General features: G+C 30.4%; 10 protein-coding genes and 1 pseudogene. 8 read left to right on the forward strand and 3 right to left on the reverse strand.

Annotation, left to right across the window (positions count from 1 at the left end):
* Positions 1-114 precede the first annotated feature (114 nt).
* Entirely contained in the window at positions 115-861 is a 747-nt protein-coding gene (locus tag N524_RS0110120) for a M50 family metallopeptidase (protein ID WP_029056416.1), read from the reverse strand.
* A gap of 277 nt (positions 862-1,138) precedes the next feature.
* Between N524_RS0110120 and tarA the strand changes: the two genes are divergently transcribed.
* Positions 1,139-1,891, forward strand: coding sequence for an N-acetylglucosaminyldiphosphoundecaprenol N-acetyl-beta-D-mannosaminyltransferase TarA (gene tarA / locus N524_RS0110125; RefSeq protein WP_017637201.1), 753 nt, complete (start codon positions 1,139-1,141; stop codon positions 1,889-1,891).
* Positions 1,892-1,991: 100 nt separating this feature from the next.
* On the opposite strand, the gene tagH is transcribed toward tarA, so the two are convergent.
* Complete coding sequence (gene tagH / locus N524_RS0110130; RefSeq protein WP_017637202.1) at positions 1,992-2,786, reverse strand: teichoic acids export ABC transporter ATP-binding subunit TagH; 795 nt, start codon at positions 2,784-2,786, stop codon at positions 1,992-1,994.
* 482 nt (positions 2,787-3,268) lie between these two features.
* On the opposite strand from tagH, the gene N524_RS0110135 reads away from it, so the two are divergent.
* The 4 genes from N524_RS0110135 (at position 3,269) to tagD (ending at position 6,920) form a co-directional block, all read left to right on the forward strand.
* Complete coding sequence (locus tag N524_RS0110135) at positions 3,269-4,081, forward strand: ABC transporter permease (protein WP_029056417.1); 813 nt, start codon at positions 3,269-3,271, stop codon at positions 4,079-4,081.
* A gap of 155 nt (positions 4,082-4,236) precedes the next feature.
* Entirely contained in the window at positions 4,237-5,331 is a 1,095-nt protein-coding gene (tarB, locus tag N524_RS0110140; RefSeq protein WP_029056418.1) for a teichoic acid glycerol-phosphate primase TarB, read from the forward strand.
* Positions 5,328-6,395 (forward strand): glycosyltransferase family 2 protein, encoded by a 1,068-nt coding sequence (locus N524_RS0110145; RefSeq protein WP_029056419.1) that lies wholly within the window; start codon positions 5,328-5,330, stop codon positions 6,393-6,395. The genes tarB and N524_RS0110145 overlap by 4 nt, the downstream gene beginning before the upstream one ends.
* 126 nt (positions 6,396-6,521) lie before the next feature.
* Positions 6,522-6,920: a glycerol-3-phosphate cytidylyltransferase gene (tagD, locus tag N524_RS0110150; protein ID WP_002451030.1), complete on the forward strand. Its 399-nt coding sequence runs from the start codon at positions 6,522-6,524 to the stop codon at positions 6,918-6,920.
* 60 nt (positions 6,921-6,980) lie between these two features.
* On the opposite strand, the gene pbp4 is transcribed toward tagD, so the two are convergent.
* Positions 6,981-8,267, reverse strand: a complete 1,287-nt coding sequence (gene pbp4, locus N524_RS0110155; protein WP_017637206.1) for a penicillin-binding protein PBP4 — start codon at positions 8,265-8,267, stop codon at positions 6,981-6,983.
* A 191-nt stretch (positions 8,268-8,458) separates the two neighbouring features.
* Here pbp4 and N524_RS0110160 point away from each other — a divergent pair, with 191 nt between their 5' ends.
* The 3 genes and pseudogenes from N524_RS0110160 to N524_RS0110165 all read left to right on the forward strand — a co-directional run bounded on the left by N524_RS0110160 (position 8,459) and on the right by N524_RS0110165 (position 11,965).
* Entirely contained in the window at positions 8,459-10,186 is a 1,728-nt protein-coding gene (locus N524_RS0110160) for an ABC transporter ATP-binding protein (protein ID WP_017637207.1), read from the forward strand.
* 44 nt (positions 10,187-10,230) lie between these two features.
* A pseudogene (locus N524_RS13825) lies at positions 10,231-10,425 on the forward strand (hypothetical protein).
* Between the two features lie 310 nt (positions 10,426-10,735).
* Complete coding sequence (locus tag N524_RS0110165; RefSeq protein ID WP_029056420.1) at positions 10,736-11,965, forward strand: NupC/NupG family nucleoside CNT transporter; 1,230 nt, start codon at positions 10,736-10,738, stop codon at positions 11,963-11,965.
* Positions 11,966-12,277 lie beyond the last annotated feature (312 nt).

Genomic DNA, 12,277 nt, shown 5'->3' on the forward strand with positions numbered 1-12,277 from the left:
TATAAAAAACTTGAGTCTAGTACATTATTTTGGTGTTATACACTGAAAATTAGATGTAAAAGTAAGACTCAAGTTTTTTTATATATTGATGTAACTAAAATTTGTATTATGTTTTTAGAAAAATGATAATTTGATTAATAAATAAACAGCATATAAATTAATGAAAATCCAAATTAGACTATAAAATACTGTTGGGATTTTACTGATTTGTGTTAGTGTACTACCATCCCAACTAGGTTTAGGTTTTTGGAATGTTAATTTAAAAATAGTCCACGATGATTGTAGTACTTCACCTAACAGTACTCCTAAAATAAAGTGATAACTATAAACCACTATTTGGTGAGTAATCATTAAATCATCGTATTGGAAAAGTATATATAATAATAGTGACATGACTATAATAATAAGAATAGGTGACAGCTTACGAGAAGTTAGAATTAGGAAATAAATAAATATAGCTAAATAAAACATAATAAAAAAGCTAGGATGATTATAATATGCAGTTAAAACGCCTAACCATAACATTAACGGGGGCATAATATAACCGCCTAAAGTGGTAATCCATTGTCCTAAATAACCTTTCGATTGCGTAATAGCGTATCCCTGTTGTAATGTCGTTTCTCTTTCAGAAGGAAGCGTAACGATAACTAAATCTTTAGCACGACCACCAGAGAGTTTATTGAAGAGTACATGACCAAATTCGTGTGTGAGTACAGGAATATAATTAAGTACAATAGCAAAATAACGATAGTAGTGTTTGTAACGATTTTGGTGGACGACGATATAGATAATACTAATAATAAAAATGATAAATATATTTAATTGAATGTGTGTAGTTAAAAATGATTCGATTTTTGACATATTAACGCTCCATTTATAGAAAAAACTTGTTTGAGTAAATCTATAAGTATTTGATACTTTAATATTCATTATAATCTATTGTTTAGAAATTGGCTTTTTGACTTAAGACTTAAATTAGAAGAATATATAGGTGTTTAAATAAAATTTTCTAGAATGTTGAGTGATGTGTTAAAATAATCGTACATTTTAGTTAGAATTAAAACAATTTTGATATATAGGATAATACTTGGCAACATTATATAGGGTTATTGACCAAGTAGGATAGGAGATTTCTTTTATGACATTTAAGGGTCAGCAGAATAGTAAAAAGGTTAATATCTTAGGTGTATATTTTGACCATGTAACAATGTCAGAAATGGTTGAAAATATTAAAACATTTTTCACAACACCAACATCTCATAATTTGTTTATAGTTACTGCAAATCCTGAAATTGTAGACTATGCATCAGAACACCAAGATTATCAACAGCTTATTAATAGTGCGGACTATGTTATAGCTGATGGTACAGGTATAGTAAAAGCATCTCATCGATTAAAGCAACCATTACCGCACAGAATTCCAGGAATAGAGTTATTAGAAGAATGTTTAAAAATAGCCAATGCAAATCAACAAAAAGTATTTATCTTAGGTTCGAAAAATGAAATTATTGAAAAAGCAGAACAACAATTAAAGGCTAAATATCCAAGAGTAACTTTTGCGCATCATCATGGTTATATTAATTTAAAAGATGAAACAGTTATTAAAAGGATAGATACTTTTGATCCTGATTATATTTTTGTGGGTATGGGGTATCCAAAACAAGAAAAATGGATTGCCCGACATAGCAAACAATTCCAACACACTGTTATGATGGGAGTAGGCGGTTCTTTTGAAGTATTTAGTGGAGCTAAAAAGCGTGCGCCTAAATTCTTTAGAAAATTCAATATTGAATGGATATATCGTTTATTAATTGATTGGAAACGTCTTGGCAGATTAAAAAGTATTCCCAAATTCATGATAAAAATTGCTAAACAAAAGAGAAAACATTAAAAATTACTTGATATATGAAATACAATAAAGGCAACCAATGTGTTAGTTCGAACACTCATTGGTTGCCTTTAAAAATAGCGATATAAATCTAATGGGTAAATTATTTTACGACAAAGCGAGAAGCGTCTAGGTCTCTTCTAAATGCTTTTTGATCATCTTTTGATTTTTTCTTGAATTCTTTTAGGAATTTTTCATATTGTGGTAAAACATCATCTAATTCACCAAATTCCTTAAGTTTGCCGCCTTCAATCCACGCGATTTTTGTACAAAATTCTTTAACTTGGCGTATGTTGTGACTAACAAAGAATATAGTTTTATTAGCTTCTTTAAATTCATAAATTTTATCTAAACATTTCTGTGTGAAAGTCTGATCACCTACAGATAATGCTTCGTCGATTACTAAAATATCAGGATTTACAGTGATGTTGATTGAAAACCCGAGTTTAGCGCGCATACCACTAGAATATTTTTTAACAGGTTGATAAATAAACTCACCTAATTCACTAAAATCAATAACTTGTGGCATTAATTCTTTAATTTCTTTACGTCTGAACCCCATACATAACATTTTGAATTCAATATTTTCTACACCAGTTAATTGACCATTTAAACCAGCGTTGATAGCTATAACGCTTACATCACCTTTACGATCAATATTACCAGAAGTAGGAGATAACGAACCACCAATCATGTTACTTAATGTGGATTTTCCTGAACCGTTTATACCAACAAGGCCGATAACATCACCTTCATGTGCTTGAAGAGAAACATCATCTAGTGCGAAAAATGTTTTATTTTTATTTTTCGGAATTAGGGAATCTTTGATACGGTCTTTATTATTTCTATATATACGATATTCTTTAGTTACATGTTCTATATTTACCGATACGCTCATAATTAGTCCTTCCTTAATTGCATTTATATAGATTATAATATACAACACATCAGTTGTTAAATTTATTAACCTAGTGTAAAGTGAACAGAAGATTTTGTTTAATATTTTGTAAATGTCTATAGGAGTTATGTCTTATAATAAAATGGCTTAATAAACATCAAACAATAATCTTGTAAAATGCTTAATTGTGTTTTATAACTTAAATGATTGTATAATAAGATGAAGATATAATAAACTAATTTCTTACACTGAAATAAATTTGTTTATAATGCTTCATTCGAATAAAACAAAATTCCATATTAAAAACAATGAGTTTGAGATATAACATCATTAATTCTTAAGCGCGTACTTTACATATTTTATGTTAATTAGTATAAGCATTCTTTTAATTTGAGATCACTTTAAGAATTGTCTGATTCATTTTATCTCATTTATCAATTGTATATAAATATATTAAATGTTTGAAAGTGTGGTTTAATTCAATGTCAGCAGTTGTAACTGTATTTAAAGAACACATCAAAAACTTTTATTTAATCCAAAGACTTGCTCAATTCCAAATTAAAATATCTAACCATAGTAACTATTTAGGGATTGCTTGGGAACTTTTAAACCCAGCCTTACAAATAATGGTGTATTGGTTAGTTTTCGGATTGGGAATTAGAAGTAATTCACCTGTACATGGTATACCATTTGTATTTTGGTTACTTGTAGGTATTAGTATGTGGTTCTTTATTAACCAAGGTGTACTCGAGGGTACCAAATCTATATCACAAAAATTTAATCAAGTCGCTAAGATGAATTTTCCTATGTCTATCATTCCTACTTATATAGTAACGAGTAGATTCTATGGACATATTGGCTTGCTTTTAATCATTATTATAGCGTGTATGTTTAGAGGTATTTACCCATCTATTCATATTATTCAGTTATTCCTTTATGTACCATTTGCGTTTTTATTAACTGCTTCTGTTGCATTATTTACATCAACGTTAGGTATTTTAGTTAGAGATACTCAAATGGCTATGCAAGCATTAATGAGAATACTATTTTATATGTCTCCAATTTTATGGATACCTAAAGATCACGGTGTGAGTGGTATTGTTCATAAAATTATGATGTTCAATCCAGTGTATTTTATCGCTGAATCATATCGTGCAGCTATTTTATTCCATCAATGGTACTTCATTGATCATTGGAAAATGGCACTATATAACGTCGTGGTTATTTTGGTATTCTTTGTTTTAGGTTCTATCCTTCATAAGAAATATAGAGATCACTTTGCAGATTTCTTATAAGGGAATATCGTAATTTGAAGAGTAAAGCAGACTGACTTTAAAGGTTGGTCTGTTTTTTTATGTTAAATGTAAAGAAAGGATAATTATTTTCTATCAAAGTAGGAATCGTTTATAATTTATAAATAACAATAAATCAGTATAAAGACGGTGAAAAGATGAGAGTTTTAATTAAAAAAATATATATGTGCGTTATTGCTATATTTAATTTGCTGTTTAGAGGATTCAAGGTTAAACAGAAAAGCATAGTTGTAATGATGACTTTTCCTAATGATATGTTGCCGATTATAGAGAGATTATGTGCTAAAGGTTATCGTTTAACAGTGATTACTACTGATAAGCACCGTCACCATATTCAAGATTTACCTAATGTCACATATATCAAGGCAGGTAATAAGAATGTTATTGCACACATTAAGGCTTTAAGTACAGCAACAGTGATTCTAATTGATACGTATTATTTAATGATGGGCGCCTACCATAAAAAGCAAAATCAAACAGTGATTCAGACTTGGCATGCTTCTGGAGCATTAAAAGATTTTGGATTAACCGATCATCAAGTTGATTTAAATAATCCTAGTGTAGTAAACCAATATAAACGTGTGTATAATGCAACAGATTATTATTTGATTGGTGCCGATGAAATGGGGCATTGTTTTAATGAATCATTTGATGCGCAACCTTCTCAGATGTTACGTTTTGGTCTTCCAAGATTATATAAATATTTAAAAACAGATATAAACAAAGCTCAAAAAAGATTGAAAGATCAGTATGGTATTCAAGGTAAATTAGCAGTATACTTGCCGACTTATAGAGAAAATCATCAAGAAAATCGCCAAATTAATAAGGAACATTTCAATAGTCAATTGCCTGAATATACATTAATAAGTCATTTACATCCATCAATTTCTAACCATGGAACAACACAAGACATTGATACTACATCATTGCTTATTATGGCTGATATCATTATTAGTGATTATAGCTCTATTCCGATAGAAGCAAGTTTACTTAATAAACCAACACTATTTTACGTCTATGACGAAACAGAATATGAATGTGTTAGAGGGCTTAATCAATTTTATTATGATATTCCTAATGAATATAAAGTGGCAACAGAGGAAGAATTAATTACTAAAATTCAACAACAAGATAATCAATTAAAGCCGTTATTTAAAAATTGGCATAAATATAATACTAAAGAAACATTGAATCAAGTTATAAATTATATAGATAAGTTGGTGAAAGAATGAAATTAGCTATTATTATACCTGTATATAATGGACAGGATACAATTAGAAGGGCTATTACCTCTATTGATACAGAAGCTGAATTTGAAATTATTTGTGTCAATGATGGCTCTACAGATAACACAAAACAAGTATTAACTGAATTGCAAAAGGAATATCCAAATATTAAGGTAATACATCAAGATAATCAAGGCGCTGCTAGAAGTCGTAACGTAGGCTTAGCAGCGATGGACGATGATACAGAGGCATTTATGTTTTTAGATGCGGATGATGAGTATTTACCGAGTCGTATTGATGCCATGATAAAAACATTTGAGAATCACAGTGAAACGGATATTGTAATTGGTCAAATTGGACGAGATGTTCATGGTGAGTGGAAAGTATTTCCAACACATGAGGAAATTAAAAGAGATGAAGTGGTTACATTAGAACGTAATCCTGAAATTCTACAATCGATTGGACCAGGCGGGAAACTATTCAGTGCTCGCTTTGCTTCACTAAGATTTGATGAAGATGTTGTATTTTGCGAAGAACATACTTTTATGGTGAGAGCATATTCAAAAGCACGTGATATTAATCTCATGTCTATTATTGCATATGGTTATAATGAGCGAGAAGGTTCAGTTACAGATCGTCGTGCAGATACATTTTTACCTTATATGGAAGATGCAATGAAAGTACGTCAACGTGTAATGGAATTGTTATTACTAATGAATGAGAAAACATACTATAGTTATCGAATGGATAATTTAATCGTAAGTTATTTAATTCAAGCGCATTTATTAAAAAATAGCGCTATTACATCATCATTTATCGAAAGTGTGACGCAGTATATTAAATTGATGCAAGAGACACATTATTCTGGAGATGCCATGTTTAGAATAGTAGAAGCGGTAGAACAAGGTGCGACACATTGGACTAAGCCTCTATATCATCAATGGAGACGTGCTCTATTAGAGGTGGGAATTGGTAGACCCGGATATATTCGATTTTTGGCTCAAATATTTCCAAAAAAATCAGCATTTTCAAGTAAACAAAAATTAAAACAAATACTAAATAAATCATAAGAAAAGATTATTTAATTTTTAAATAAAGAATTACTTTTTGTTTAATTAATGGTAAGCGTTAATAATTTATGCTACATTAAGAATATAAATTTTCATTAAATATTTAGTTAAGGAGAATCACGTATCATGAAACGAGTAATTACTTATGGTACATATGATTTATTACATTATGGACACATTGAATTATTAAGAAGAGCACGTGAAATGGGAGATTATCTTATCGTGGCTTTATCTACTGATGAATTCAACCAAGTGAAAAATAAAAAATCATATTATGACTATAACCAACGTAAAATGATGTTAGAATCAATCCGTTATGTAGACCTAGTTATACCAGAAGATGGTTGGGGTCAAAAAGAAATTGATGTTGAACGTTTCGATGTCGATGTTTTCGTTATGGGACACGACTGGGAAGGTGAATTTGATTTCTTAAAAGATAAATGTGAAGTGATTTATCTTAACCGTACAGAAGGTATTTCTACAACAAAAATCAAACAAGAATTATATGGAAAAGACGCTAAATAATTTCCTATATAATAAAAAGGACGATTGTCATGGCATTTAGCCAAGACGTCGTCCTTCTTTTTATTTTTTACGAATAGCTTGAAGAATAAGGTGAATTACGATGGCTAGGACAATAACTATACCTAAACCAAAAAGTATTGCAATGATAGGGTGTGTCTTCCATGTACTTTTAGCAACTGTTGTCGCTTCGTGTACAATCGGTTTATGCACTGATACTGAAGGTGGACCATCTTGTTTTGTTATGAATTGACGGTCATAGTCAGCATGTACTTTTCCATTTTTGATTACTAATTTATAATCTTTTTTAGAAAAGTCTTTTGGTAATACATCATAAAGATCTTTTTCTACATAATATGTTTTACCGTTAATTTTTTGTTTTCCTTTTGATAATATTTTTTCATATTTGTATTGATTATATGAACGCTCCATAAGTGCGTTACCCATCATATTTCGTTGTTTTTCTCCGCCTACATGTTTATAGTCCCCAGCACCTAAAATGACTTGATTAATTCTAAAACCATGGCGATTGGTAGTAATTGTATGGTTGTAATCTGCTGTATCACTTGAACCCGTTTTTAAACCATCTGTTCCTGGTAAGCTCATATCAGCACCATCTAATGAATGATTAAATGTATAGTACGTCACACCGTGTGTCGTTGGTGATAGTTGTTTTGTGAAATGTAATATTTTAGGTGTATCTTTAATAACATGTTGATCTAAAATAGCATAATCACGAGCAGTTGTTGTATTATTCTCAGTATCTTTATATTTGGAAGGTGCAAAACTTTTTAAACGTGAATTCTCAGCTCCTGTTGGATTAACATAATGGGTGTCATTCATTCCAAGTTCTTTGGCTTTTTTATTCATTAAATCAGTAAAATCATTTACATTTCCTGATACTTGTTCACCTAAAATTAAAGCAGCCGCATTACTTGAATTGGATACAGTAATTTGAAGTAAATCTGCAATAGTCCATTTCTGACCTGGATAAAGTTTGGTATTACTTAATTCTGGAAGTGTAGACATTTGATATTCGCGATTAGTCATTTTTACTTCATCATTTAGTGATAGTTTTTTATCTTTTACCGCTTCTAAAGTGAGATACATCGTCATCAATTTAGTCATAGAAGCGGGATACCATTTTTTGTCTTTATTATATTCATATAAAATTTGTCCATTTTGACTAACATTAATAGCACTTTCAGGTTGATATACTTCGGTTACATTGTATCCACCTTCGTTTGCAGCTTGAACTGGAGTAATATCATTATTCTCTGCATTAGCAAAAGGTGTTATAATGTGTATTGCGAAGAACATAGTTATAATGAGTATAAAGATTTTTTTCATGATTTCTTTCCTTTATCTGTTATTTTCGACTAACATATTTTATCATACACATTATTTAAGAGGTATATGTATGATTTAAAATTTTTGATATTTGATTATAATTGATAAAGACTGATTATTTGGGATGTCAGAATGTTTTAGTAAGATTGAGCAAAATTTGAAATATGAATTTTAATAGAAGAGGTATTATTATGAAACAAACTAACCCTTTATTCTTTTTATTTAAACGGCTCACTTGGCCAATTGGGTTAATCATAGCGGCAGTTATTATTACTTCATTAGGAAGTTTGAGCGGATTATTAGTTCCTCTATTTACTGGGAGATTAGTAGATAAATTCTCAGTAAGCACTATGAACTGGAATCTCGTAGCCATTTTTGGTGGTATTTTCTTACTTAACGCTATTTTAAGTGGTGTAGGATTATATTTACTAAGTAAAATTGGTGAAAAGATGATTTATGATATCCGTTCATTATTATGGGAACATATCATTCAATTAAAAATGCCATTTTTTGATAAGAACGAAAGTGGTCAACTGATGAGTCGTTTAACAGACGACACAAAGGTGATAAATGAATTTATATCTCAAAAGCTACCTAATTTATTACCTTCTGTATTAACTTTATTAGGATCATTAGTTATGTTATTTATCATGGATTGGAAAATGACGTTATTAACATTTATTACAATTCCGATTTTTGTACTTATTATGATTCCTTTAGGTAAAGTAATGCAGAGAATTTCAACTAATACACAAACTGAAATTGCTAACTTTAGTGGTTTACTTGGTCGTGTATTAACTGAAATGAGATTAGTTAAAGTGTCTAATACGGAAAGGCTCGAATTAGACAACGCTCATACTAATTTAAATGAAATTTATCGATTAGGTTTAAAACAAGCTAAAATTTCTGCTGTTGTACAACCTATTTCTGGTGTAGTGATGTTGTTAACAATCGCTATTATTCTTGGCTTTGGTGCATTAGAAATCGCGACAGGCGCTATTACTGCCGGAACTTTAATTGCGATGATTTTTTACGTAATACAATTATCTATGCCTCTAATCAATCTATCAACATTAATTACAGATTATAAAAAAGCTGTCGGAGCAAGTCATCGTATTTATGAAATTATGCAAGAACCTATCGAACCAACTGAAGCTCTAGAAGAATCAAAAGATATTGAAATCCATGATGGCGAAATTTCGTTTGATAATGTCAATTTCAAATATGATGTAAAACCTATCTTAGACAACGTTTCATTTAATATTCCTCAAGGGCAGGTAAGTGCATTTGTAGGGCCTTCAGGTTCTGGTAAGAGTACCATTTTTAATTTAATTGAACGCATGTATGACATAGAAAGTGGTGACATTACTTATAATGGAACTAGTATTTTTGATATTCCATTATCTAAATGGCGTACAAAAATTGGTTATGTTATGCAATCTAATTCTATGATGAGTGGTACTATAAGAGACAATATTTTATATGGTGTGAATCGCACTGTAACTGATGAGGAACTTACAAAATACGCCAAATTAGCGAACTGTCATGAATTTATTATGCAGTTTGATGAAGGATATGATACGTTGGTTGGTGAACGAGGACTTAAGCTATCTGGTGGTCAAAGACAACGTATTGATATTGCACGTAGTTTTGTTAAAAATCCAGATATTCTCTTGCTTGATGAGGCTACAGCTAATTTAGATAGTGAGAGCGAGTTGAAAATTCAAGAAGCTTTAGAAACATTGATGGAAGGTCGTACAACAATTGTTATTGCACATAGACTTTCTACAATTAAAAAAGCGGGCCAAATTATCTTTATTGATAAAGGTCAAGTGACAGGTAAAGGTACACATAGTGAATTAATGACATCACATGAAAAATATAAACACTTTGTCACATCTCAGAAGCTTGCTGATTAAGATTAATGAGGCTGGGACATAAATCCTAGAAAAATAGCCAGTAAATGAGTTTATCCAAAAAACTCATTTACTGGCTTCTTTATTTATAATACTTCGTATTATCGGCTCGCTTTCATAGGGGACAGCTTCAGCCTGTAGTCTTCAGCTTGTCCTGTTCCCTCAAGAGTCTCGCCATATATACTACGTATTTATACATTGGAAAACACCTTGAAAAAATAAGGACCTTTCGTGTAATTTAATAAACATCATTAAACTAAATTAAAGAAATTCCGTATGTATAAAAATTTTTATATGACTCAACTTACACTACTATTGGAAACTTCAGTTCTTATTCCTACAAATAATATGTCACGATGTGTTAATAAAATTCAAGTTGATAATGAAAATACTTATTTTAAGTCAATTTTACAAATGGTATAATAAATTCAATAATCTATACTCTGTTTTGGGAGTGACAATTCACTTTGTCATAGAGTTATACATATTTAATAAGTTGTTACTTTAGCAAAAAACGTTTTTTGGAAAATTAAATAAATAGGTGGGTGTCAGATGTTTTTATTGATTAATATCATTGGGTTAATTGTTTTCCTTGGTATAGCAGTATTATTTTCAAGATCACGAAAAAATATACAATGGAAATCAATTATTATTTTAGTCGTATTGAACTTATTCCTAGCTTGGTTCTTTATATACTTCCCATGGGGGAAAACTGGAATTAAAGCAGCAGCAAATGGAATTTCCTGGGTTATACAATCAGCAAATGAAGGCACAGGATTTGCATTTAATAGTTTTGTTTCTAATAAACAAATGGATATGGCAGTAAGTGCTTTATTCCCGATTCTTTTAATTGTACCGCTGTTCGACATATTAATGTATTTTAATATCCTTCCAAAATTAATCGGTGCAATTGGTTGGTTACTCGCTAAAATTACACGTCAACCTAAATTCGAATCATTCTTTGGAATTGAGATGATGTTTTTAGGTAATACTGAAGCATTAGCTGTGTCTAATGAACAATTGAAACGTATGAATGAAGTGCGTGTCTTAACTGTAGCTATGATGTCAATGAGTTCAGTCTCAGGTGCGATTGTTGGTGCATATGTTCAAATGATTCCTGGTGAATTAGTATTGACTGCTATTCCTTTAAACATTGTGAATGCAATTATCGTTGCATCAATTCTTAATCCAGTTACTGTGGATGAAAAAGAAGATATTATTTACAGTATTAAAAATGATGAAATTGAAAAACAACCATTCTTTTCTTTCCTAGGTGATTCTGTATTAGCAGCAGGAAAGTTAGTATTAATTATCATTGCTTTTGTCATTAGTTTCGTAGCATTAGCTGATTTAGCCGATCGTCTTATTAATTTAATTACTGGTGGCATCGGTCATTTAATGGGATTAAAAGGTAGCTTTGGTTTAAACCAAATTCTAGGCGTATTTATGTATCCATTTGCATTATTACTTGGACTTCCTTTTGATGAAGCTTGGTTAGTTGCACAACAAATGGCGAAAAAAATCGTTACAAACGAATTTGTAGTTATGGGTGAAGTGTCTAAAACGATTAACACACTTTCACCACATCATAAAGCAGTCATTTCAACATTTTTAGTTTCATTTGCTAACTTCTCCACAATTGGTATGATTATCGGTACGTTAAAAGGTATCGTAGACAAGAAAACATCAGATTTTGTATCAAAATATGTTCCTATGATGCTATTAGCAGGTATTTTAGTTTCATTATTAACAGCTGCATTCGTAGGTTTATTTGCTTGGTAAGATAAATTGATAACACCTCCTATTTTGGGATGACTTTCCAAAATGGGAGGTGTATTTTATATCAAATAAAATAAGGAATCATGATAAAAGCCAAGTATAGTAAGTGAGGACACACTTCTTATACTTGGCTTTTATGGGAAATGAATATTAATGTACTTGTAACGGTAAGGACTAGGTACTGTTACAGTACTTCGAGCAAAATTTGTTTTGTTACTATAAACAACACAAAGGAGATAACTTCTTTACTAAAGAAGTTAATGTAAGTATAACAAAGAAATAGTGAAAAGTAAATTAAAAATTCTGAAAATTTAA

This window comes from Staphylococcus sp. URHA0057 (genome assembly GCF_000620265.1).
GTDB lineage: Bacteria > Bacillota > Bacilli > Staphylococcales > Staphylococcaceae > Staphylococcus > Staphylococcus pasteuri.

Coding starts and splice junctions, on each gene's coding strand:
- N524_RS0110165 (WP_029056420.1), top strand. CDS start 10,736: ATGTTTTTATTGATTAATATCATTGGGTTAATTGTTTTCCTTGGTATA.
- tarA (WP_017637201.1), top strand. CDS start 1,139: ATGACATTTAAGGGTCAGCAGAATAGTAAAAAGGTTAATATCTTAGGT.
- N524_RS0110160 (WP_017637207.1), top strand. CDS start 8,459: ATGAAACAAACTAACCCTTTATTCTTTTTATTTAAACGGCTCACTTGG.
- N524_RS0110120 (WP_029056416.1), bottom strand. CDS start 861: ATGTCAAAAATCGAATCATTTTTAACTACACACATTCAATTAAATATA.
- N524_RS0110135 (WP_029056417.1), top strand. CDS start 3,269: ATGTCAGCAGTTGTAACTGTATTTAAAGAACACATCAAAAACTTTTAT.
- N524_RS0110145 (WP_029056419.1), top strand. CDS start 5,328: ATGAAATTAGCTATTATTATACCTGTATATAATGGACAGGATACAATT.
- pbp4 (WP_017637206.1), bottom strand. CDS start 8,267: ATGAAAAAAATCTTTATACTCATTATAACTATGTTCTTCGCAATACAC.
- tarB (WP_029056418.1), top strand. CDS start 4,237: ATGAGAGTTTTAATTAAAAAAATATATATGTGCGTTATTGCTATATTT.
- tagH (WP_017637202.1), bottom strand. CDS start 2,786: ATGAGCGTATCGGTAAATATAGAACATGTAACTAAAGAATATCGTATA.
- tagD (WP_002451030.1), top strand. CDS start 6,522: ATGAAACGAGTAATTACTTATGGTACATATGATTTATTACATTATGGA.